Here is a 24,330-nt window from a genome sequence, read left to right on the forward strand (position 1 = left end):
CTCATATGGGTGAACTCACCCGACGTTGATTTCTCGTTATGGTACCTATCAATTTATGAAAGCACAGCTAGGCATGCATTCAGGCTTACCCGCTGCGCGCTATTATCGCGCTAATGACCCACATTGGCACTGGTTAGAAGAGCGCGAGGATCAAGAGGTAAGCAGTTTTCTTGAGGCAGCCAACCAACAGCACGCTGAATGGTTCGCGCCTCTCGCTCCGCTGGAGGAAACATTATACAAGAGCCACTTGGCACGCCGAGAATTAGCCATCACCAGCCTTAAGACAGCGCTTGATCACTTTACGTTCTGGAGCGAGACCGGCGCCGACGATGATTACCCTTGCTGGTGGCGCCACCTCAATCACCAACCTGAGCAGCACGAATGCTTCTTTGACGTCCGAGCTCGGGCCTCAGAACACGACTTTTACGACCTGGGTGATATGGCGCTCTCTCCCGATGAGCAGTGGTTAGCCTGGACAGAGGATACTCAAGGGGATGAGCGTTTTACGCTGTGGCTAAAAGCGCTACCTAGCGGAACGCCGGTACAATTACTCAACGATATTGGCGCAGGACTTTGCTGGGCCGAGGACCAAACCACCACCACCGCCACCCTTTTGTTTACGCGCTTCGATGCTACCCAACGCCCTGACAGCATTTGGCGCTTACCGCTTTTACTGACCGATGCGAGCGCTGAGTCACCGGAACTGGTACTTCGTGAAGACGATCCTGAATTCTGGCTTGGTATTGGTAAAACGCGCTCACGCACGTGGCTACTGCTCGAAAGCGGCTCCAAAGATACCAGCGAAATTCATCTGGTGCCGGCTGCGTCGCCTACCTCAGCGCCGCGCTGCATCCTGCCACGGCAAGCGGGCGTTGAGTACACTATTGAGCACCGCCCCGGTAGTTTTTATTGCCTACACAATCAAACAGGCGCTCACTTTCAGCTCGATTATCTACCCGAAAGCCTGATAGGCCAGCCGTTAAACCACTGGGAAAAGCTGATTACGCATAGGGAAGACGCCACACTTGAAGGAGTCGATGCATTTTCTTGGGGACTGATGCTAGCTGAGCGCGATCACGCTCAGGCGCAAGTACAGCTAAGACGTTTAGTCCTTGATGACCAGCATCATTGCAGCGTTGATGAATATCTGGCCCTACCCGAGCAACCCTGTTCGCAAATGCTCGAAGATGCGCCCCACTTTGGCACCGAGGTCGTGCGCCTTCGTGAAGAATCTTTTACCCAGCCGCCCAGTTGGTTTTCGCTTGATTTAACCAATGGTCAGCGGACACTGCTTAAGCGAGCGCCTGTTTACGGCAACTTGCAGCCGGAACAGTTGATTAGCCGCCGTTTGTGGGCGACCAGCCAAGACGGCGAACAGGTGCCTGTATCGGTGGTCATGCGCGCGGACTTAGCGGACCGCCCCTTACCCACCCTTCTGTATGGCTACGGCGCCTATGGTGAAGCACTTGACCCCTGGTTCTCTATCGCACGTCTAGAATTGCTCGAACGCGGTGCAGCGTTTGCCGTCGCCCATGTAAGAGGCGGTGGCGAACGCGGAGAGCCTTGGTATTTGAACGGCAAGATGAGCCACAAGGAAAACAGCTTCAACGATTTCATGGCCGCTCGAGAGGTATTGATCGAGCAGAACGTAAGTGAGCCAGAGCAAATCGTTGCCTATGGTGCCAGCGCGGGCGGTTTATTGGTGGGCGCCTGTGTTAACCGCGCACCCGATGCCTTTTGTGCAGCCCTACTGGATGTGCCTTTCTTAGATGTGCTCCGCACCATGCAAAATCCTGAACTGCCGCTAACCACCGCTGAGTACAGCGAATGGGGTAATCCAGAAGCACCCGAGGTCGCCGCGCGTATTCGCGCTTACTCGCCGATGGATAATATAAAACCACAGGCCTACCCGGCGCTGTGGATTGAGGGCAGTTGGTTCGATACACGCGTCAGTTACTGGGAACCTGCCAAGTTTTATGCCCAGGTATCTCAGCAGCAGCAAGGAGACGCTCCCATCCTGATGCGCACAGACATGAGCAGTGGCCATGGCGGCGCTTCTGGCCGTTTCAAAGCCTGGCGGGATACGGCGCGGCAAGATGCGTTTATACTTTGGGCGCTAGGGCTAAACGGTCAAACGCCGCCAATGCCTGAGTAAAACACCCAAAGGCCTGCTGCGCTCCCTCCCGCACAGCAGGCCAAGCAGACGCTTCACAGTAATGCTCTGCCAGGTGCCAAAAGGCTGCCCACTGCTCGTCATGCAAGGGCTGGGCGGTAAGAAAACGTAGCGGCACCTGGTTGCCTAATACCGCTGTGACATGACGAGCAATCATGACGCCACCTAAACGGGAGCCTTCTAATACATAAAGCATGCCAATAGTGCTGGCCACATTAGCGGGAGCATCCGCCACATAAGGAGACGCTTCCTGCCGTCCCAGTTGTTGAATATCCGCCGCCAAGAACCCCGCACGCTTAGTAAAAGCATACTCAATATGGTGGGCGTTCAAACCAGTGCTTAGCACCTGTTCAAGACCCGCTATGGGCGCATAAAGCGCACTTAATGCCCTTGCGTACTCCCCTGTCGTCAAGGTGGGTGTTAACAGAGGCTTCAGCACCGGATGCTGATCCACACGATGGTGATGCTCACGGGTTTCTCGCTTTAGCCACGTTTTAAGCGCCACGTTATTCATGGGCTTGCCTAGCTAATGACGCTGCCTGTTGAAGAATGCTGCGCAGCTTTAACAGGTACATTCGGGTATTCGATGACCAAGGCCGACTATGTCCAACACGTTGCTCTACCCACGCTTCAAATGAACGGCGTGGTGCGATCCCACGACTACCGTCTCGATAGTCGACCGGCTTATCGGGATTGCCGCCCCAGGTCACCTCATAGAGATGTTCGAGGCGACATAAGTAGAGCGTTACCCGGTGATGATTAGCCACGGGCATATCGTGGGCCACCGCGACACCTGCAATCTCGCTCAACGGCATATCAGGACAATCCCTTCCCAGGCTAGTGCTCATCCAAACTGGCGTTGTTTCAACGCGGGCAGCATTAGCGACCACCGCTCTCCCTTGCGGCGATAACACAACGCCTTCTTGATAGTAGTCACCGTTGATCTCCAACACGACGCCGTCCACAGCAAACGTTTCCATTAGCCAGTGGCTTAACTCGGGCCAGGCACTGGTTAAATCCCCGTGGCGTATCAACACATTCTTGGCGTGATCAAACTGGCGCTGCAAACCATCCAATACATACAATCGCCGACGGGCTCGATAGTCGCGCAGGCGTAAATTAAACGCGTTGGTCAGCGCACTCATCGCCTGTAGTTGACTGATCGTGAGCTGTTTGGGTACCGCACTGTGGCATGAAATAAGCGCATCAAGCTCTCCACCCTGAATGATTGGAAGCGAAATAGCGGCGCCGACTCCCATATTCGCCATATATTCCTGATGAACAGGCGATACACTGCGCAAATCGACCCAGGAGAGGTTAGGCACGGGGGAATTCACATGGCCTGTCACCGGTATCGGCTCAGCACGGGCGTCGGGTATAGATCGCCATGGGTTTTTGACATAAAGCTGGCGGGCCACTTGCGGAATATCACTCGCGGGGAAGCGCAGCCCTAAATAACTGCCCGTCACCTCAGGCAGACAGGACTCAGCAGTTACTTCACCGTCGCCTTCAGGCATAAAATGGTAGTAATGCACTCGATCAAAGCCACTCATTGCCAATAGCGTGTCCAACAATTGTTGGCACTGCTCAGCTAACTCATGGCGATCTTTTGCTGCCGTCTGAGCCTCCCCTTCCATTGGCATGGGGTCAGCATGGGGTTCAACCGGATAAAGCTCAAAGAGTAATTGCTGGCCGTTATGGCTCATCACCACATCAAACTCGTGTTTTCCGTGGCTGCATTGACCACTATATCGCCCGCCTTCATTGAGGCTTAGAGCGCTATTGTGTATTTCCTGCAGAAACGCTGGCAGCGGTTGGCCGATTAACTGCTCAGCTTGACTATTAACGCCCAGCCAAACACTTATATTGGATGATACGTGGCTAACGGTGCCTTGCAGATCGCTCACTATCAACGCTCCGTGAGGTTGAATAGCACCAGAAAGATGTAATGGCTCCTGCTCACATTGGTCAATAAATCCCTTTTGCGTTGGCATCTCAGGAAATCCTTTCCGTGTCAGTCGTATTAGAAGATAAATCCGGGGCGGAAATAAGCCCGCTAAACTCTGCCAACGGCAGGGGCCGTGATAGCAAGTACCCCTGTACGTAATCGCAACCGTTAGCCGTTAACCAGTTCAACTGTGGCGTGGTTTCTACCCCCTCCGCTACAGTACGGATATTAAGCGCTTTCGCCATGCCTAAAATCGCCAGCGCAATCGCCTGGTCACTCTCATCAGCACTGCCCAGCCCATCAACAAAGCTTTTATCAATTTTAAGCTCCGCCAACGGTAGCCGTTTTAAATACGCAAGGGAGGAGTAGCCCGTGCCAAAATCATCGACCGCAAGTTTAATTCCCGCTTCACGTAGCTTTTCGATATTGCCTAAAGCGGCACTTGAACGGTCGACCAATGTGCTTTCTGTGATCTCTACCTGAATCAGCTCATGAGGCACGCGATTCTGTTTCAAACAAGCAAACATGTGAGAAATAAAACGCTCTTCCTGAAAACTGCGGGCGGACACATTCATTGCTATTGGCGGCGGATGAATGCCCTCGGAGAGCCATTGCGCTAATTGATTAATCAATAACAGGGCCACGTGCCGGTCAAGCTCCAAGATCAAGCCGGTTGCTTCAGCCACGGGTATAAAGTCAGCGGGACTGACCGCTCCTAACACAGGATCTTTCCAGCGCAGAAGCGCTTCGGCACCGACTATATTATTCGGGCTCGCACTGGTAAATTTCGGCTGATATACCAGCGATAAGCGGCCTTGCTCCATTCCTTCGCGCAGCGCGTGCTCAATAGCAACGTCACGCATTAAGCGTTCCTGAAGCTCGGGTTTAAACAGTTCAAAACGATCACGCCCATTTTCCTTAGCGCGATACATTGCCGTGTCGGCGGCCTTGGTGAGGCCAGCCACATCATCACCATCACCTGGGCAGAACGCCAATCCCACACTAGACGTTACAAAGAGCGAGTGACGACGGACATCAAACGGTTTTGCCAGCGACTCAACGACCCGCTTGGCCACCTGCTCCGCCCCTTCTATCGTGGTTTCAGTGACAATAATGGTAAATTCATCGCCGCCCAGGCGTGCGACGGTGTCCATATCCCTGACTAGCTCACGTAGTCTGCTCGCCACTTGAATCAGCAGCTCATCACCCACATCGTGGCCTAAGGTATCGTTAATACTTTTAAAGTTATCTAAATCCAAAAACATCAGCGCACTGAGTTGATCATTGCGCCGCGAGTGGGCAATCGCCACCTGCAGGCGATCCTGAAAAAGTGTGCGGTTGGGAAGGCCCGTTAACGCATCGTGCGTGGCGAGATACTCAGCGTGCTGTTGCGATTCTTTGATGTGAGTAATATCCGAGAACACAGCCACATAGAGTCTCTCCTCATGGCTATCCGGCTCGATACTGTTCAGCGTTAGCCACTGTGAGAAGAGCGTGCCATCGCGACGCCGGTTCCATACTTCTCCCTGCCAAAACCCATTTTGCTGCAATAACGCCCAGACAATATCGGTGCTGCCCACGTGAGCTAGGTCATGCTCATTCTCTTGTATAGTGTAGAGCAGCGGCAACGCAGGTGTATCGAGTACCATCTGCGCGGTAAACCCGGTAATCCGTGTGAAAGCCGCATTGACTGACGTCACATCGCCATTGGCATCGATAACCACGATAGCCTCTCCCGCTTGCTCGTAGACGTTAGCCGCTATCTGCATTTCGCGCTCTGCCTGCTTGCGAGAGGTGATATCTTCGGATTCAATCAATATCAGGTTCGGATGCCCTTGGTCATCACGCAAAACCTGGTGCACCGCTGAAAAAATGCGTATGTCTTCTTTAGACGTCGCCAGAACATGTTCCGATTTAACGATGCGCTGATAGCGCAGCGCTTCCAGGTCACTTGCCCATAACGAGCTGGCATAAGATTCAGGAAACAGTTCAAACGGCGTATGTCCCACCAACGCTTCTAGCGAGACATCGAAGGTGGTTAAGAATTGCGGGTTGGCGAAGACATAGCGACCATTGAGGTCCTTGAGGGCCATCAGTACCGTGCTATTTTCCATCAATGCCTGCAACTGCGCCTCGGATTGACGTAATTTAGCCTGAGCATGGCTAAGGTCGGTAACATCCATCAAGGTCACGATCAGCAGCTCCACCTTGCCTTCACGATTAACGCCTGGCGTCACAATTCGCTGCTGCAATCTACCGTCTACATCAATAACGTCTTCTTCAAGCAAGCCGTTGGCCATCACATTGGCCAACTGTGCTTCTAAATTATTAAGCGCTGCAGGTAACTTTAAGCCCGACACATGACGCTGCAGGACCGTCGGTCTAAAGTTAAAATAACTGGCCGCGGGTGCGTTGTAGCGCTTCAAGCAATGGTCGTTATCAAATACCAGTAGAGGAAAATCAAGCGCATCGTAGAGATAGACATACTCTTCGTTTAGCTTGGTAAGCTCGCTGGTTTTTACATTTAGCTCTTCATTGAGGCTGATCAATTCTTCATTGGAAGCCTGTAGCTCTTCATTGGCAGCCTCCATTTCTTCGTTAGAGGCTTGAAGCTCCTCATTGGATGCCTGCGCTTCTTCGTTAAGCGACTGCATCTGCTCGTTGGCTGTAGCCAACTCCTCAATGAGCGCTTGAAGGTGCTCACGCGTGGCGACTAGCTCATCTTCAAGACTGCTGTTTTCATCAATCGGCACCGGCTCCATCAGCCGATCTAGCGAGACGTCGCTTGAAGAGGCAACCTCCCCGCTGAGCGTCGGCGTAATCACTACCAGCAAATGCGGATCATCGTCATGGGATGAGAGGGCTTGCACACCCAGACGCCACCAGCGATTGTCGATACGCCGACGACGCCCAAGCTGAGGCTCACGGTTTTTATTAAACTGGTGGAGCATCGCTATCAGCTCGCCGCGAAAAGCGGGGTTAATGACCTCACCGATACCCACTTGTGTCCGCCCAGCAGGAAAGTGCAAGAACTTGGCGACCTCACCTGCCGTATGCAGTACGCTTCCCTGGCTATTACACAGAGCAACGGTGGCCTCCATACGGCCCACTAACGCCTCAACGAGCTGCTGCATTTCACGCTCATAACGACGCAAGGCAGGACGTTCATTAGCCATTTGCGCTGGGCGCACGTCTACCTCGCGGCTTTCACCCTGTTTACGAAAAAGCCGTTCACGCCGATCAAGCGGGTTAAATAAATCTTCGGTTTGGGCAATGCTTTCTGAACGCCCCAAAAACAGCAAGCCGTTTGACTTTAAGCCAAAATGAAAGCGCTGAAGCACACGCGCCTGCAAGTCATTATCAAAGTAGATCAATACATTACGGCAGGAAATCAAGTTGACGCGTAAAAAAGGCGGGTCATCGACCAGATTATGCTTGGCAAAGATCACCATATCGCGCAGCGCTTTATCAACCTCATAAGCGTGCTCTGTTTTGGTAAAATAGCGATCGACCCATTCGGGGGGTAACGCTTCGAGTGCCGCCTCGATATAGCGGCCTCGGCGCGCAATTTCCAACGCCTCTTCATCTATGTCGGTGGCAAAAATCTGGACTAAGCGATCCGCCGCGCCATGCCGCTGCTTCGCTTCGACAATCATCAACGCAATCGAGTACGCCTCCTCCCCCGTAGCGCAGCCCGCCACCCACACGCGTATCGGCTCACGACCTGCTTCCTGGATAAAACGATTAATAGCATCATCCAAGGCAGCAAAGGCTTGCCTATCGCGTACAAAGGACGTTACCGAAACCAATATATCGCGCCCCAACTGCTCTAGTTCACTGGGGTTGGCCTCCACCAACGCCACGTATTGCTGCATATCAGCCACATTGGTCGCAATTAGCCGGCGCCGTATGCGACGATTTAACGTGCCTTTTTTATAGCCAGAAAAATCCAGTTGGCGATGCTCTTTCAACAGCGTCAATAAACGCTCTGGCACAGCAGCTTGGCTATCTCCCCGGCTTGCTCGCTCTAGCTGAGCAAGCTCGGCCAAGCGCGGCGCCATCGCTTCAACATCCAATACATAGTCGATCACGCCCGCATCTAGTGCTGACTGTGGCATACCGTTATATTTCGCACTAGCGGGGTTCTGTACCATGGTGACGCCACCTGACGCCAAGATAGCCCGCAATCCGGCCGTGCCATCAGAACCGGTACCCGATAGTACGATACCGACCGCTTGCTCATGGGCATCTGATGCCAAGGCGATAAAAAAATCGTTAATCGAGGGCTTAGGGCCCACGCTGGCCTTAGCCGCATGGGTATAAAAAACGCCCTCTTTAATCAGGGCGTTGGTGTTGGCCGGCACCACATAAATTACCCCGGCCTCGGGCACCTGGTTATCTTCAAATAGCTGAACACGTAAGCGCGTGACACGACTTAAGATATCTACCAGCATACTTTTATGGCTGGGAGATACATGCTGGAGTACCACATAGGCTAGCGGTGTTTCAGGATCAAGCGGCTTGATGAGCTTTGAGATGGCTTCTAATCCGCCAGCAGAAGCGCCGATACCCACCACAAGCGGGCGGGGTGGAGGAAGGCTGGCAGTGGGCATGGTAATCCTTTACTTGATGTTAACTGTCGGCGTGCAGTTTACACTTCCTAATGAGTAAAGCGATATTGACGGGTAGTGCAGCACACAGTAATGGCACGTTGATGGGCATCAAGGCCACCTAACCGTCGATGCCCCTGAATTGGCGGCGCTCAAACGTGACAACGCCACTCGTCTTCCTCTCTGTTCAAGAACGCCTGCTCTAGCTAACAAAGAGAGCCGTGGGCAGAAACACGGGGGGAAACACCTGACACTTAAAAGACCATTCTAGTTCTTTAGCACTAGGCACGCTCGCTTTTCGCCAGCCTATAATATTAAAATCTCTAATAATACAATTATTTAGAAATACAATACTAAAGGTCATTGTTTGCGTTGAGAGCAACGTCTGGCGGCATAAAGGGGACTAAGGGTACCTTAGATAGCGAGATAGCAGAGCCCCTGTTAATCACAGAAGCGAATGATTGCTAATGGACGTCAATAATCGCGAGCTTGCGCTACAGGCAGGCTTACTTATGTTGCTGGTAACTACCATCGTGATTGGTGCTGGTAGTTTCCTGCTCGGCTTTTTCTTTGACTTCCATCATTACCATGCGTTTGAACTGGTGTCCGATAGTTCACTGGTTATTTTGTTATGCGGGCTGGGGCTTAGCGCCGTCATGGCTAACTGGACGCGGTGTTGTAAAGCCATTGCCATCGCCTTAGCAGCGATAGCGACCTATACGCTATTACACAATGCCATCGACACCGATTCTTCGGCGTCCCTATTAAGCGGTCAACCTCGACTTCCCAACCAAGCGGTTCCCATACACATCATCGCAGGTTTCTGCCTCTGGATAGGTCCTTACGGCCCATGGCAACGTCGAACCTGGCAATTGGGCGGGCTTTTTTTATGTCTGACGGGCGGTATGACGGTAGCTGATTACAGCGACTGGTCTATCCCTGTCTGGTTTCCCCGCGCCAGTGCATTAATTCCGGGCTTACTCTGTAGTTTATTCGGCGCGGCCATGCTGGTGGTGAGCAGGCGTATGCCTCAGCTCGCCACATCGTTAAACAGTTCCGCCATTTTAGCGTGCGTGGTGGGCGTTTGCTTGAGTATGGGAGGATGGTTTTTAGTCAGTTGGAATCAACATCAGGAAATGCGTCAAGGCGCGCAACAGATACTCGACGTCATCACCGATAATGTTGACCAAACCCTGGCATCACGCGCAATTGTATTACAACGCTTGGCAGAACGATGGAACCAAGTGTTTGACGACACCTCTTCACGCAATCGCGAAATCGAGCGTTACTGGGCAGACTATCCAAGCATATTAGCCGTTTCTTATTACAATCCAGCCGTCACTGATCGCTGGCTTCGAGCGCGCCATGGTAGCGCGCTGCAATGGCTAGATAACCAGTTGAAAAGCTTACCAACTATGTACTGGATTGATCAGCAGCAAGATACTATTCAGTGGTCGTTTCCCGATCCCGGTCGCCCTACGCTCGGGCTGCTTTCTATTCAGTCGCCTGAAAGTCCTTATCAGCTAGTAGCGGCTATTAATTTCGCGAAGCTCGTTGAGCACGAAACAAACATCGTCACCGGCACGTTTGCACTGCAGATCTCTCATTCAAAAGGGCACCTTATCAATACCGGCTTCGGTCTAATGAACGCGGCCTCCCCACAGCTGTCGGCGCCGACCTTTGCTGAGCGCACAACGCTATTACCGGGTGAAACGGAGCTGACCCTGTCGCTATCTGAATTAACCAATGTATCACCCAAATTAGCCAATTTTATTGCTGCGGGGGTGGGGCTTTCGGGGCTACTGCTTACTTACCAGTTGGTGTTTAGTTTTGCCTTGATATCGGCCCGAACTCAACGCTCGCGTGAACTTGCTACCGCCCAAGATACGCTATTAGGCAGTGAGCAACGGTTTCGTTCGCTGTTTACGCAAAACCCTGACGCCGTATTTTCGCTGGACCTCAACGGCTATTATCTAAGCGTTAACCAACCATTACTGTCTCTACTGGAAATTAGCGAAACACACATTATTGGCAGTCATTGGCAAGCAATGGTTAGCCATGAACACCAACCGATGGTGGAGACCGCCTTTCAAGAGGCATTAACAGGGTCTGCTCAACGCTTCGACATTGAAATAAAAAACCGACACGGCATAGTTCACCAACTGGATATCTCGTTTTTGCCTACGGTGGTGAAGGGGCAAGTAGTCGGCGTTTATGGAATAGCCAAAGAGATGACGGCGCTGCGGCAAAAAGAGTCACAGCTAAGGATCTACCAGCGAAGCTTAGAAGCCAGCAGTAACGGCATTCTAATTTGTGAAGCTCAACACCCCGACTACCCCTTTCTTTATGTGAATCCCGCTTTTGAGGCCATCACAGGCTACACCACTGAGGAAGCTAAAGGGCGCCAATGCCAGTTTCTTCAAGGCCCGGATACCGACCCTGCGCAAATCGCGGAGATAGCGCTGGCGCTTGAAAACCAGCACGATATTACATTGACACTGCGACACTACCGCAAAAATGGGCAAGCATTCTGGAACCATTTGTTTCTATCACCCGTGCGCTCTCCCAGCGGCGAAGTGACCCATTTTGTCGGCAGTATTAACGATATCTCCGAGCGTCAGGAGCATGAAAATGCGTTAGCGTTTCATGCCACCCATGATGTGTTAACAGGACTTGGAAATCGCGCGCTGTTTGAAGACCATTTGCGTCACGATGTTGAACTTGCCCGTCGCCATCAGCAGCAGTTGGCGGTTCTGTTTATTGACCTGGATGAGTTTAAGCCGATTAACGATACGCTAGGCCATTACGTAGGCGATGAGGTACTAATTCATGCGGCCCGCAGGCTTGAGCAAGCTATTCGACCTTCAGATACGCTATGTCGTTTTGGGGGTGATGAGTTTGTTCTGTTACTACCAGACCTTAAGAACACTCGGCAAGCAGAAGAAATAGCTGAGCGTCTATTGATCGCGCTCTCCCAGCCCTACCAGATTGAGCGCCACGAGCTTTATCTGTCGGCAAGCATTGGCATCGCCCTTAATGACAAGCAGTTGAACTACCCAGAAGAGCTGCTTCAACAAGCCGATATGGCGATGTATAAAGCCAAGCAGCAAGGGCGTAATACGCTACAAACATTCACTCAGGATATTAACCAGAAATTAACGCAGCGGGTGACGCTGAGAAATGATTTGCAGGAAGCTATTCTCAATGACCAGTTTGTACTGCACTACCAACCGCTTTTAACGCATAAAGGGGAGGTCCATGGTCTGGAGGCGTTGGTACGTTGGAATCACCCCACCAAAGGATCGATATCACCTGGTGCATTTATCCCGATTGCTGAAGAAACGGGGCAAATCACTGCGTTAGGCCAATGGGTAACAGAGCGCGCCGCACGTGATTTTCTGACCCTGCAGTCTCAGTTACCCGGCAACTGCCGTATTGCCGTCAACATATCCCCTTTGCAGTTTCATCAGCCTGGTTTTTTAAGCTCGCTTTGCACCACGCTTGAGAAAACGGGGCTTAGCGCCACCTCGCTTGAGCTTGAGTTTACCGAAGGGATTTTAATGAACGATACCGAAGCCGCCATTAGCACATTGCATGCGCTGCAGGAGATGGGCATCAGTATTGCTATCGATGACTTCGGCACCGGCTTTTCAAGCCTGAGTTACCTGCGAGATCTCCCCATCAACAAGGTAAAAATTGACCGCAGCTTCATTCATAACATTGCCAATGACAGTAAAGATACCGCTATCGTACAGGGCATTATTGCATTGGCTCACCACCTCGACTTAGTAGTGGTAGCGGAGGGAGTGGAAACAACCCAACAGCAACGACAGCTTGAAGCATTAAATGGCGATATTTATCAAGGCTACCTTTTTGCGCGCCCCATGCCCTTCAATGCACTCCAAACATGGCTAGCGGAGCGTTCTATCTATCGCTAATCCCAAGCCATTACTTGGCGCTAAAACGAGAGGATTAATACTCGAAAGTATTTTATGGAAATATTTTCCAATTAATATTCCCTAATCGCCGCCACTTCGTCATACTATACGTTAGTCGCATACACTAACGTAGCACCTGAGCTTTTAGGGGAAATCGATGAATCATCAAGAGCACTTCCCAACGATTTGGGACACACCACGTAAGCCGAGTAACAAGCCAGCTAGCCAAGCACCTAAGAAGCAAGCCCTTGCGCCGTTCAAAGAGGCTTTTTTATCCATTTGGGATTCACCCAAGCGTCAGTCCAGCATTTAATTACTCGCCTGTATCTACCACAACCACCACAACTACCCCGGCTTATGCCCGCAAGCGCTCAGCGTGCACCATGCAGGCGTGTGTAAGCCGATTTTTACATCGGCAGGACGGCAATGATGTGCGATTCAAGCTGCTTTTCTGGCACCTCATCTTGCGACACCGCAAAGCTACGCACGCTAATCCCTTTACGGTGAACCCGCTCGGCGTCGTTACTTAACAGGGGGTGCCAGCCGGCTAGTTTGCGCCCTTCAGCCACGCGCCGATAGCCACAACTCTGAGGTAACCAGGTGAACTCTTTCACCAAGGCTGGCGTCAGCTGAGTACAGTCGGGAACGCTGTCAAAGCGGTTAGGATAGTCGCTACACTGGCAGCTTTGGATATCCAGCAGGCGACAGGCTACATTCAACACCGCCAGTTCTTGGGTATCTTCATCATGCAGTTTTAACAAGCAGCAATGACCGCAGCCATCACACAACGCTTCCCACTCCCGTGGCGTCAGTTCTTCAAGGGTAAAGCGCTCCCAGAAACGTTCGCGCATCGCGGTTTCCATCGTTCTCTCCTTTATGGCCAGGCGCAAACACTCTCTAAGGGTTTATATCGGTATGGCTTAATTCTGCCAATAGTGCTGGCCAAAGTGTCTGAAAATCGTCTTCAAGGGTCTGGTAATCATCGCGCAGCCAAGGTACCAAAGCAGCCAGTTGATTCGGGCCGGACAAGCGTCGTCCGATCCCGGCTACTGCTTGGCAGGTGAAGGTAAAGTCAGCGTACCCTCTTAGCCAATCATGTTTGACCAGTGATGGCATCATCACCGCCAGCCGGTTCGGCGCGGATCGTTCTGAAAGCAAGCGATAGCATCGCTCAACGATTGCCTCTTGGTCGGGCTGACCAGCGGTATCCCGGGCGAGGAAATGATCCCATATCATATCCAGGGCGATTCCCGCATAACGACGCTGGCCTGGCGGCGCACGGCGGCGCGCATTAACCACTTGAGGATAGCTGTCGACCCACGCATCAACGCGTCGGTGATGACGAATGCCCTGCGCAGTGGCAGCGGACCATTGACTTAAATCGCGCCCTTTAACACCATCGGCAATTAAATTGCCATAGAGAAAGTCATCGCTTCCGGCACTCACCAACCAGGCGTGGGCAAGAAAATTCATCGTTAGTTAGGTTGATGCATCGTCGGAGCGAGCGGCAACATGGGCACGGTGTACATCCAGCAAGTAGGCCTCCTTGGGCGGCGGCATCTGCAGATAAAACCCCTTGTCTTTAATTCCTTCAATGACATCCTCAGCCTTCACGCGGGACAATTTTTTGTCAGCTGTCAGCAGCATCGTGAAGACAGGCAACGGCTTACCAAAGGTTTCCAGCAACGGCTCTGGCACCTGGGCAAGTCCTTGACGTTTATCGACATACAGATACATTTCGTCTTTTCGTGAGCTTTTGAAAACCTCACAAATAAGCTTGTCGCTCATGATGGTTGCTCCTCAAGGGCCTGAATCAACCCGGCATTCAAACACTCCCCCCGCCAGCCAACGGGCAAGGAAACCGGCTGGCTTGCCAAGACATCCATCACAACAGCTTCAATATCGCGGCGACGCATTAACATCTCGGGCGCTACTCCCAAGTCGTTAGCTTTCGTGGTCACCACTTTTTTTAGTGCCTTGAAGCGCGACTTGAATGCCGGATGCATAGGGTCAGGCCAGCGCATCGGCAAAGCTGCTTCATCGCAATGCTGAGCCTGTTTCACCAACGCCAGTAATGCATCACCCTCTTTTTTAATTAACACGGGCTTGATACCTTCCACCTCCGCCAGTTCAAAGCGGTTACGAGGCATTTTCTCGGCCACAGCAAATAACAGTTTATCGCTAACCAACCAATTGCGTGGCAAGTCGCGGCGACGAGTTTCTCCCTCTCGCCATATCGTCATTAAGCGATACGCTTCCAACTGGCGAGGTGCTAAGCGCCAAAGTTGGCGATGACGCGTGTACCACTGTTGATCGTTTTCAGCGCTGCGGCCAGCCTGTTCAATCAAACTGGTACACTCGGCATCTACCCAGGCACGGCGACCTAGCATCGCCAGCTTTTCAGCCTGTAACGCCCATACTTTGAGCAAATAAATCACATCCAGTGCAGCATAATGGCACTGCGCCGGAGTCAACGGCCGCACTAACCAGTTTGAGCGTGTTTCATCCTTGGGCAGCGTTTCACCGACCCAAAATTCAACTATTTTTTGGTACCCCATGCTCGGGTTTTCACCCAACAATCCTTGCACTACCTGAGTGTCAATTAACGGCGTGGGTAATACCCCCGCCCAGTACTGAAAGACTTCCAGATCTTCACTGCAGGCGTGCAATAGTTTTATCGCACTATTTTGCAGCAAGGCGCGAAACTTATCGGTACAGGCGATGGCGACAGGATCGATGAGGTAAGCCTGCTCCCCTGCGGTAAATTGAATCAATGCAGGTACAGGAAAGAATGTGTTCTCTCGGAAGAACTCAGTGTCCAGCGCAATAACGTCAGCATCGGCGACTTGCTCGCACGCTGTATCGAGTGCTTTTGGGGTATCAAGCCATTGAAAAGAGGGAGTAAGAGAGGACAAAAGCATTCTTCCAAGTTGGCGCAAACGCTGAGGCGTCTGCTTTTAGGTAGGCTTATTCGCTGGCAAACGGCAGGCGGCCGTTAAACGCTCGGCTCAGGGTACCGCCGTCAACATATTCCAATTCCCCACCCATGGGCACACCATAGGCAAGTCTTGACAGTTTGACACCGTACTCAGATAGCAAAGAAGCAATATAATGGGCGGTCGCTTCGCCTTCGATCGTCGGGTTAGTCGCAAGCACCACTTCTTCGACGACCCCTTCTGCCACACGTGCTTCTAGCAAATCCAAACCAATGGCGTCCGGGCCAATGCCATCGAGTGGTGAAAGATGACCATGCAGTACGAAGTAGCGTCCTTTAAATCCACCGGCTTCTTCTATTGCCAGTTGATCAGCGGGGGACTCTACGACACATAATAGAGCGTCGTCACGGCGCGGACTTTCGCAAAGCATGCAGATATCGGCCTCAGTGAGAGTGCGACACCGCTGACAGTAGCCCACTTCCTCGATCGCCTGCTGGATAATAGCAGCAAGACGCTGCCCTCCTGGGCGCTCGCGCTCCAGGAGATGCATTGCCATACGCTGGGCCGTCTTAGGCCCAACGCCGGGCAGAACGCGAAAGGCATCCATTAACTGCTCAACGAGAGGTGAAAAGCGCATGGATTAGAACGGCATCTTAAAGCCAGGTGGAAGATTCAAGCCTGCCGTTGCTTCTTCCATTTTTTCTTTAGAACTGACTTCCAGCTTGCGTACCGCATCGTTGACCGCTGCTGCTAATAGATCTTCCAGCAGTTCTTTATCTTCTTCCATAACGCTGGGATCAATGGAGACGTTTGATACGTCGTGTCGCCCGTTCATGGTGACCTTGACCATTCCTGCCCCAGCTTCGCCCTGTACTTCAGCCTTGGCAACTTCCTCTTGAACGCGCTGCATTTTTTCCTGCATTTCTTGGGCTTGCTTCATCAAGTTGCCCATTCCACCTTTAAGCATGGTGTGATCTCCAACGTGGTTAAAAGGATCGTGGTGACGCGCCTAAAAAAGAAAACGAAAAAGAACGTCAATAGAGTGCTTAAGCCCAGAGCTTAGCGCATTTCACCGGCAGGTTTGACGCTGGATTCTATGAGTGTTGCACCAAACGCCTGCCTTAACTTCTCTACATGGGGATCATGATAGAGTAGATCAACCGCGCTCGCATGGCGCTCCTTATTGAGGCGCTCCTCTTGCTGGCGAGGCGTCTCCAGTTCGGTCGATAGTTCAGCCACGTAAAAGGCGATGCGCCGTGGTAGTCCCTGTTCTTTCAAGGCACGCTCTATACGGGTTTGATGTACTTCTGCCTGCATCGCCTCTTGGCTGGGGTCTAAGCGAAGCGTTAGCAGCTCCCCATCATCGCTCTCTACTAAACAGTTACCGGCTAAACTGCGCGTTAAGCCACCTAGCCCCAGGGAGTCAAAACAGTGCAACCAGCGGGCGTTATCCAGCAGTCCATCCGACTGAGCATCAGTCATGGATGAGCGGTTATCTGGCGTTGCCATCACAGGCGATATTGTTGACTCAGCGCTAGCGTCTGGCTCGGCAACCGGCGTGGGCTGGTTAGTTGGCGCATCAGACGATACTGGCGGTGTTGGCGTTTGTACGCCATCGATCGCCTCAGTCTCCATAGGGGATAAGTCGTTAGGGGCCATGTCGTCAGGAGCTAAGCCGCCAGGGGCTAGATCACCAGAGGCTAAGCCGTCAGGGGCTAAGTCGACATCAGTTGAATCAGCACCAACGGGATCAGCACCAACAGACCAAGGCGGCGGCGCTTGGGCTCGGGGCTCGTCCTGGCGAGAAGGCTCATCAACCGTTGGGGCCTGAGAGACTGACGGCTCAGTTGGCGTCGGCGGCGTTGCTGAGGCCTCTTGAGCGCCAGCTTCGCTAGGTTGATTGTCCACCGATTGTGCTGGTGCAGGGTTAGCGGCTATCTCGGCCTGTTGTGCTACGGGAGCGGATGCTGCCTCTTGCCCCGCGGCGGCCTCTGAAGGCTCGCGACGTAATGGTAGAGGCGTACGCGGCGGTTTCGGCACGCCTTGAGGGCGAAACGCCAGCATACGCAGCAGTGTCATTTCCAGAGCACTACGTAGATCCGGGGCATGCACCATGTCCCCGCGCCCCTGAATTCCAATTTGATAGTAGAGCTGGATATCTTCGGCAGTAAAGCGGCTCGCTAACTGGATGATAACGTCACGGTCGCCGTGGCTGTTATCGACGGCCTCAGGCACCATTTGCGCCACCGCCAGACGGTGCAGCAGGCCAGAAAGCTCATCCAGTACCGCAGCAAAGTCAGGGCCTTGTTCTGCCAATTGAGCCACCTCAGCCAAGAGTCGCTGCACGTCGACATCGGCCAGCGCTTCAGCCAGCGCAAGAATATGACGATGATCCAGGGTGCCCAGCATGACCGCCACATCCGCATGGCGTACAGCACCCTGACCAAACGCAATGGCCTGATCGGTGAGACTCATCGCATCGCGCATTGAGCCTTCCGCTGCTTTACCCAAAAGCCATAGCGCACTTTCGTCAAACGCTACGCCCTCCTCCCCTAACACGTAGGTAAGGTGCTCCACCACACGCTCTGGCGGCATATGTTTAAGAGTAAACTGGAGGCAGCGTGACAGAACTGTCGGTGGCAGTTTTTGCGGATCGGTCGTGGCCAGCAAAAACTTAACGTGCGGCGGTGGCTCTTCCAGCGTTTTAAGCAGCGCATTAAAACTGCTGGTGGAGAGCATGTGCACCTCATCAATAAGGTACACCTTATAGCGCCCTTGGGTGGGCGCATACTGCACATTATCCAGGAGCTCACGGGTATCTTCGACCTTGGTCCTGGACGCTGCGTCTACCTCGATCAAGTCTACAAAGCGACCTTCATCAATGGCTTGACAGCTATCGCACTGCCCGCACGGAGTAGACGTAATGCCCTCGTCCCCACGTCCATTAGCGGTGCAATTTAGACACTTTGCAAGAATACGGGCGAGGGTTGTTTTACCCACGCCTCGAGTGCCCGTAAATAGGTAGGCGTGATGCAAACGGCCTTGGTCAAGCGCATTGACCAAGGCTCGCTGTACATGGGTTTGGCCCACAAGTTCGTGGAATGTGCGAGGTCGCCACTTGCGGGCCAGAACCTGATAGCTCATGAAGCAGTACATCCTTCGGCGGGCTGACTCACCTCAGCTGCGAAAACAGCACGGCAAGGGCCACAATGCGTGACAAAACCTTATTCTAACGGTTGCCTCTCAGCCCGCCAACCACCCAGTGCTAACAAGGATTAGGCGCCATCATTTCCGGTGGCTTCGCCAGCGCGCTGAGCAGCCGCTTTGACCAGCGTCTCAAGCTCGCCGCTCTGATGCATTTCAACCACGATGTCGCAACCGCCGACCAGTTCACCTTCCACCCATAGCTGGGGAAACGTCGGCCAGTTAGCAATTTTGGGCAGTTCAGCGCGAATATCCGGATTATCCAGAACGTTCACAAATGCAAACTTCTCACCGCAGCTCATCAGCGCTTGAACCGTCTGGGCTGAAAAACCGCACTGAGGCAGCTGTGGGGAGCCCTTCATGTAAATCAGGATCGGATTCTCGCTGATTTGGCGCTGAATATTTTCGGTCGTCGTGCTCATACAATCTCCTCGCTTTTCGATAACTGTTGCGCTCATTAATACCTGAGTAGAGCGCTAGGCTTTAACGCGTAGGCGCTATTCTACCCATGCCGTTCGCGTTGCGCATCCCCTGTAGCATAGCTAGGATAGTGTTTTTGCGCGGAGAGACCCTCATGGCGACACGCCATTTCCTGACCTTGCTAGATTTATCCCCAACGGAGCTGGACTATTTAATCCAGCGTGCCATTAAGATTAAAACCAATCTAAAGGCTCAAGGTCCTGTTTATACTCCCTTTCCCAATCGTACCCTGGCGATGATCTTTGAAAAATCATCGACCCGCACACGGGTATCGTTTGAAACGGCAATGGCGCAATTTGGCGGTCACGCTCTTTTTCTCTCCCCGCGAGATACTCAATTAGGCCGCGGGGAACCCATTGAAGATACCGCGCGAGTACTATCGGAAATGGTCGATGCCGTGATGATCCGCACCTTTTCACATGCGGGGCTGGAAACGTATGCCAGCGCCAGCAGCGTGCCGGTAATCAACGCGCTCAGCGATGACTACCACCCCTGCCAACTGCTCGCGGATGTGATGACCTGGACCGAGCTACGCGGCAGCGTAAAAGGTCGCACAGCGGTATGGATCGGCGATGGCAACAATATGTGCCACTCCTGGATCAACGCCGCACGGCAATTCGATTTTCATTTGCGCATTTGCTGCCCGAAAGGCTATGAGCCCCGCGCAGACATTATGGACGCGGCAGGCGATCATATCACCCTGCTACATGACCCACAGGAAGCAGTAAAGCACGCCGACTTAATCACCACCGACGTCTGGGCCTCAATGGGGCAAGAAGATGAACAGGCGAAACGTGAAGCAGACTTCACAGGCTTTCAGGTCACCGAAGCGATGCTGGATCAAGCCAACCCAGACGCGCTGTTCCTTCATTGCCTTCCGGCCCATCGAGGCGAAGAGATTAGCCATACGTTACTCGATGATCCGCGCGCAGTCGTATGGCAAGAGGCTGGTAACCGCCTTCACGCTCAGAAAGCGCTAATCGAATTCTTATTGCTAGGCGAAGTCGCGAACTAGAGGCAGGTTATGACCAGTAGCGACGTGCTACCAACAGACGTCACTAGGTGAAAACGGTTAAGCCATGGTTTTTTTTTAAAACTATTGCTGTGAAAAACCATTGCTGTGAAACAAAAAAGCCTCGTTTAAATAACGAGGCTTTTTTGTTTACAATCTTGGTGGAGCCTAGCGGGATCGAACCGCTGACCTCAACACTGCCAGTGTTGCGCTCTCCCAGCTGAGCTAAGGCCCCACATGCTGTCCTTTTCGACAGCGATGCGGATACTACGATGAACGTTTACCTCGGTCAAGTTTTTGAATGATCACAGGCTAACTAATTCTCCTTTGGTCTTAGCTGTGGCACTCTATGTAGTGCAAAAGACCTAAGACCGAGCCCATGACGCTTTTATGCAGGAGCCTGCCCCTTGATCAGTGTACTTATTGCCGATGATCACCATCTGGTACGAACTAGCATTGCTCACCTGCTCAACGAAGAATGTGATATTAAAATCGTGGGTGAGGTCGATGATGGTGAAAGCGCCGTCACACAGTGCCGTCAACTAAAGCCTGATATCGTGTTAATGGACATACGCATGCCCGGGATTGGCGGGCTTGAAGCCACGCGCCGTATCCATCGCACCATGGAAGACATCAAGGTGTTGATCTTGACCGCTCACATGGAAGACAGTGTACTGCGGCGCATGCTGGAAGCAGGCGCGTCAGGGTTTTTAAGCAAAGGCGCTGATGCCGTCGAAATGACCGATGCTATTCGCCAGGTATTTCACGGTCGGCGTTACGTCAGCCAGGAAATTGCCCAACGACTGGCCCTTTCTCATTTCACCAATGAAGACAATCCATTTAGCCACCTTTCCCAGCGTGAATTACAGATCGCGCTCATGATTGTTAATTGCCAGCGCGTACAAGATATTTCTGATCGCCTGCATCTAAGTCCTAAAACAGTTAATACCTACCGCTATCGACTCTTTGATAAACTACATGTCGCGACCGACGTTGAACTCACTCATCTAGCGCTCCGCCATGGGCTTGTGGAGGGGTTTGACGCCACCCAGATATAAACTGCTGTTATAGGGCACCGATACGCCAATATGACCTTTGATGCGAAACAGTTCTTGAGCTCAGTCAGCACCTCGCCAGGTGTTTATCGCATGCTTGATGAACAAAGCAATACGCTTTATGTAGGTAAAGCAAAGCGCTTAAAAGCGCGCCTTGCCAGCTATTTCCGTGGCCAACTGAATACCAAAACCCAAGCCATGGTGGGGCGCATCACTGACATCCAGGTCACCGTCACGCGAACAGAAACCGAAGCGCTTCTGCTTGAACAAACGCTCATCAAGCAACTGCGCCCGCCCTACAATATTTTACTGCGCGATGATAAGTCGTACCCGTTTGTCTTTGTCACCGACCGCCATCCCTATCCGGCGCTTGAGTATAAACGCGCTCGCCAGCGCAGCGACGACGGTCGCTATTTAGGCCCCTACCCGAGCAGCGGGGCCGTGCGAGAAAGTCTCGCCCTCATGCAAAAAATATTTCGTATCCGTAACTGTGAAGATAGCGTCTTTGCTCACCGCTCCCGGCCTTGCCTGCAATATCAGATTCAACGCTGTACCGCCCCCTGCGTCGATTATATTTCAGCCGACGATTACCAGCGCGATCTTGAACACGCGGTCATGTGCCTGGAAGGTAAAAGCGAGCATGTCACCCAGGAATTAATGCAGGCAATGGAAGCGGCTAGCCAAGCACTCAACTTTGAAGAGGCCGCCCGCCTTCGCGACCAGGTACAACAGCTGCGTCAGCTGCAGCAACGCCAATTTGTGGATACAGGCGGCGGTGATGCCGATATTTTCGCACTCGCCCAACGCCCCGGAGCACTGGGGGTATCCGTTTTAAGCGTCCGTGATGGACGCCTGCTAGGCGCGCGTCACCACACTCCGAAAAACGATCTAGACCTCCCCCTTGAAACGCTACTCACTGAGGTCGTTAGCCAATACTATTTTGGTCAGCCGCATAATGTACCTAGCGAAGTCATTACCAGCCTGCCCCTGGACGACAGCGAACTGATTGCTGAGGCGCTGACACAGCAGGCGGGCAAACGCATCCGCGTCACCAGCCAAGTGCGCGGCCACCGCGCCCAATGGCAGCAACTCGCCATTACTAACGCCGAGCAACAACTCTCGTCGCAACTAGCGAATCAAACGCAACTAACACAGCGCTTTACCGCGCTTCAGAAAGCGCTGGGGCTAGCCACCGTGCCCGAACGACTGGAGTGTTTTGACATTAGCCATAGTCATGGTGAAGCGACTGTTGCTTCCTGCGTGGTATTTGACCATCAAGGGCCCCGCAAAAGCGACTATCGCCATTTTCGTATCGAAGGGGTGGCGGCAGGTGATGACTATACCGCCATGCAGCAAGCACTTACCCGACGTCTGAAGCGAGTCAAAAGTGGCGAAGCGGTGGCCCCCGACATCCTGATCGTGGATGGCGGAAAGGGCCAATTGAATATGGCCCGCGAAGTGTTTAAAGCACTTGAGATCAGCAATATCATACTGTTAGGCGTCGCCAAAGGGACAACACGTAAAGCCGGACTCGAAAGCCTGTTTCTGGAAACAGCAGATAATCCGCTCACACTGGACCCTGCATCGCCAGCCTTACACCTGATCCAGCATATTCGTGATGAGTCCCACCGTTTCGCCATAGCGGGTCATCGCGCTCAGCGTGATAAAGCCAGACGCACCTCTACCCTGCAGGATATTCCAGGCATTGGCCCCAAACGCAGGCGCGAATTGTTGCGTTTCTTTGGCGGTCTGCAAGGAGTACAAAAGGCGAGCCGCGATGAACTCGCTCGCGTTCCGGGCATCAATGCGTCGCTAGCCGAGAGTATTTACCGGGCACTTAATGGATAAACCTTGTCTTGGCATAGATGCTATCGGCTAAGGGGGATAGAATATCCCCCAGACATTTCGAATTCTCTGATTTTCCAGCAAGGATCGCACCCTGCGATGAATATACCCAACATACTGACACTCGCAAGAATTGCCTTTATTCCGCTGCTGGTCGTACTGTTTTATCTACCTTTCAGTTGGAGCATGCCTGTCGCGGCAGGTCTATTTGGCTTAGCGTCCATTACTGATTGGCTGGACGGTTATTTAGCGCGACGCTGGAATCAGTCGACACCGTTTGGTGCATTTCTTGATCCCGTCGCCGACAAGCTGATGGTCGCCGTTGCGTTGGCGCTGCTAATCGAACGTTATGACACATTAGTGCTAACGTTACCGGCACTGGTCATTATTGGTCGCGAAATCGTCATTTCTGCGTTACGCGAATGGATGGCAGAGATGGGCAAGCGCGGCATGGTGGCGGTGTCCTGGGTGGGCAAATTAAAAACAACGCTGCAAATGGTGGCGCTACTTATTTTGCTGGCCCTGCCGCCAACTCACGATATTGCTCTGCTGGGGGTTGTCGTACTGTACGCCGCCGCTATTTTAACGCTGTGGTCGATGATTCAGTACCTCAAGGCGGCCTGGCCGCATCTTAGCCGGTCCATGTAAGCTGCTGTTAACTAAACAAGCACATACCTTAATTGTTTGATTGACAACTTGGCGGTGATCCGTATAATTCGCCCTCGAGTCGAGCGGGAATAGCTCAGTGGTAGAGCATCGCCTTGCCAAGGCGAGGGTCGGGAGTTCGAATCTCCTTTCCCGCTCCATCGCTAAATGGTGGTCAAGATCGTAAGCGGTACATCAATGATCGAGACAACTATTTTGCGAAACGACGCGTTTGAGGCTGGATGGCAGAGTGGTTATGCAGCGGACTGCAACTCCGTGTACGCCGGTTCGATTCCGACTCCAGCCTCCATCTTTGTGTAGTAATGACGTTCTACGCACTCGTGTAGCTACCTCATTGCGATGTTTGCCCGGATGGCGAAATCGGTAGACGCAAGAGACTTAAAATCTCTCGGGGGCAACCCCGTGCCGGTTCAAGTCCGGCTCCGGGCACCATTCTTATTTTTTATTTCTCCTCTTAATCCAG

17 protein-coding genes and 4 tRNA genes are annotated in these 24,330 nt (G+C 52.7%); 9 read left to right on the top strand and 12 right to left on the bottom strand.

The features are described from left to right. Positions 1 to 55: 55 nt before the first annotated feature. Positions 56 to 2,155, top strand: a complete 2,100-nt coding sequence (locus ACFFLD_RS02975; RefSeq protein WP_386035379.1) for a S9 family peptidase — start codon at positions 56 to 58, stop codon at positions 2,153 to 2,155. On the opposite strand, the gene ACFFLD_RS02980 is transcribed toward ACFFLD_RS02975, so the two are convergent. Genes ACFFLD_RS02980 through ACFFLD_RS02990 form a run of 3 tightly spaced genes read right to left on the bottom strand, consistent with a single transcriptional unit; the run spans position 2,103 to position 8,734 of the window. Further along, a complete protein-coding gene (locus ACFFLD_RS02980) occupies positions 2,103 to 2,687 on the bottom strand; it encodes a biliverdin-producing heme oxygenase (protein WP_386035382.1) in 585 nt (194 codons plus the stop codon). The two genes, ACFFLD_RS02975 and ACFFLD_RS02980, sit on opposite strands and share 53 nt — an antisense overlap. Next, positions 2,680 to 4,167 (bottom strand): GAF domain-containing protein, encoded by a 1,488-nt coding sequence (locus tag ACFFLD_RS02985; protein WP_386035385.1) that lies wholly within the window; start codon positions 4,165 to 4,167, stop codon positions 2,680 to 2,682. Before ACFFLD_RS02985 ends, ACFFLD_RS02980 begins: the two co-directional genes overlap by 8 nt. Before the next feature lies 1 nt (position 4,168). Then, the gene (locus ACFFLD_RS02990; RefSeq protein WP_386035388.1) at positions 4,169 to 8,734 is read right to left on the bottom strand and encodes an EAL domain-containing protein; all 4,566 of its coding nucleotides are present in this window, start codon (positions 8,732 to 8,734) and stop codon (positions 4,169 to 4,171) included. 464 nt (positions 8,735 to 9,198) lie between these two features. On the opposite strand from ACFFLD_RS02990, the gene ACFFLD_RS02995 reads away from it, so the two are divergent. Next, the gene (locus tag ACFFLD_RS02995; RefSeq protein WP_386035391.1) at positions 9,199 to 12,669 is read left to right on the top strand and encodes a putative bifunctional diguanylate cyclase/phosphodiesterase; all 3,471 of its coding nucleotides are present in this window, start codon (positions 9,199 to 9,201) and stop codon (positions 12,667 to 12,669) included. A 407-nt stretch (positions 12,670 to 13,076) separates the two neighbouring features. Here ACFFLD_RS02995 and ACFFLD_RS03000 read toward each other — a convergent pair whose 3' ends face one another. The 8 genes from ACFFLD_RS03000 to grxD form a co-directional block, all read right to left on the bottom strand. Further along, a complete protein-coding gene (locus tag ACFFLD_RS03000) occupies positions 13,077 to 13,532 on the bottom strand; it encodes a YcgN family cysteine cluster protein (RefSeq protein WP_386035394.1) in 456 nt (151 codons plus the stop codon). A gap of 34 nt (positions 13,533 to 13,566) precedes the next feature. Then, the gene (locus ACFFLD_RS03005) at positions 13,567 to 14,142 is read right to left on the bottom strand and encodes an acyl carrier protein phosphodiesterase (protein WP_386035397.1); all 576 of its coding nucleotides are present in this window, start codon (positions 14,140 to 14,142) and stop codon (positions 13,567 to 13,569) included. Positions 14,143 to 14,148: 6 nt separating this feature from the next. Further along, a complete protein-coding gene (locus ACFFLD_RS03010) occupies positions 14,149 to 14,457 on the bottom strand; it encodes a YcgL domain-containing protein (protein ID WP_386035400.1) in 309 nt (102 codons plus the stop codon). Continuing rightward, the gene (rnd, locus tag ACFFLD_RS03015; protein WP_386035403.1) at positions 14,454 to 15,590 is read right to left on the bottom strand and encodes a ribonuclease D; all 1,137 of its coding nucleotides are present in this window, start codon (positions 15,588 to 15,590) and stop codon (positions 14,454 to 14,456) included. The genes ACFFLD_RS03010 and rnd overlap by 4 nt, the downstream gene beginning before the upstream one ends. A 46-nt stretch (positions 15,591 to 15,636) precedes the next feature. Continuing rightward, a complete protein-coding gene (recR, locus tag ACFFLD_RS03020; RefSeq protein ID WP_386035406.1) occupies positions 15,637 to 16,242 on the bottom strand; it encodes a recombination mediator RecR in 606 nt (201 codons plus the stop codon). Positions 16,243 to 16,245: 3 nt separating this feature from the next. Continuing rightward, a complete protein-coding gene (locus ACFFLD_RS03025; protein ID WP_386035409.1) occupies positions 16,246 to 16,572 on the bottom strand; it encodes a YbaB/EbfC family nucleoid-associated protein in 327 nt (108 codons plus the stop codon). Between the two features lie 92 nt (positions 16,573 to 16,664). Continuing rightward, positions 16,665 to 18,749, bottom strand: a complete 2,085-nt coding sequence (dnaX, locus tag ACFFLD_RS03030; protein ID WP_386035412.1) for a DNA polymerase III subunit gamma/tau — start codon at positions 18,747 to 18,749, stop codon at positions 16,665 to 16,667. A gap of 131 nt (positions 18,750 to 18,880) precedes the next feature. Further along, complete coding sequence (gene grxD, locus ACFFLD_RS03035) at positions 18,881 to 19,231, bottom strand: Grx4 family monothiol glutaredoxin (protein ID WP_386035415.1); 351 nt, start codon at positions 19,229 to 19,231, stop codon at positions 18,881 to 18,883. Positions 19,232 to 19,383: 152 nt separating this feature from the next. On the opposite strand from grxD, the gene argF reads away from it, so the two are divergent. Continuing rightward, positions 19,384 to 20,304 (top strand): ornithine carbamoyltransferase, encoded by a 921-nt coding sequence (gene argF / locus ACFFLD_RS03040; protein WP_386035418.1) that lies wholly within the window; start codon positions 19,384 to 19,386, stop codon positions 20,302 to 20,304. 156 nt (positions 20,305 to 20,460) lie between these two features. On the opposite strand, the gene ACFFLD_RS03045 is transcribed toward argF, so the two are convergent. After that, positions 20,461 to 20,536: transfer RNA gene (locus ACFFLD_RS03045), tRNA-Ala, on the bottom strand. Between the two features lie 172 nt (positions 20,537 to 20,708). Here ACFFLD_RS03045 and uvrY point away from each other — a divergent pair. The 6 genes from uvrY (at position 20,709) to ACFFLD_RS03075 (ending at position 24,299) form a co-directional block, all read left to right on the top strand. Continuing rightward, positions 20,709 to 21,359 carry a UvrY/SirA/GacA family response regulator transcription factor gene (gene uvrY / locus ACFFLD_RS03050; RefSeq protein WP_386035421.1) on the top strand — a complete coding sequence of 217 codons (651 nt, stop codon included), beginning with the start codon at positions 20,709 to 20,711 and terminating at the stop codon, positions 21,357 to 21,359. Between the two features lie 30 nt (positions 21,360 to 21,389). Further along, on the top strand, positions 21,390 to 23,204 hold the full coding sequence (gene uvrC / locus ACFFLD_RS03055) for an excinuclease ABC subunit UvrC (protein WP_386035424.1): 1,815 nt from the start codon (positions 21,390 to 21,392) through the stop codon (positions 23,202 to 23,204). Positions 23,205 to 23,300: 96 nt separating this feature from the next. Next, on the top strand, positions 23,301 to 23,849 hold the full coding sequence (gene pgsA / locus ACFFLD_RS03060; protein WP_386035427.1) for a CDP-diacylglycerol--glycerol-3-phosphate 3-phosphatidyltransferase: 549 nt from the start codon (positions 23,301 to 23,303) through the stop codon (positions 23,847 to 23,849). Positions 23,850 to 23,932: 83 nt separating this feature from the next. After that, positions 23,933 to 24,007: transfer RNA gene (locus tag ACFFLD_RS03065), tRNA-Gly, on the top strand. A gap of 75 nt (positions 24,008 to 24,082) precedes the next feature. Next, positions 24,083 to 24,156 (top strand) — tRNA-Cys (locus tag ACFFLD_RS03070). 56 nt (positions 24,157 to 24,212) lie between these two features. Further along, a tRNA-Leu gene (locus ACFFLD_RS03075) sits at positions 24,213 to 24,299 on the top strand. Positions 24,300 to 24,330: the final 31 nt, after the last annotated feature.

This window comes from Vreelandella sulfidaeris, from assembly GCF_042429665.1.
Taxonomy (GTDB): Bacteria; Pseudomonadota; Gammaproteobacteria; order Pseudomonadales; family Halomonadaceae; genus Vreelandella.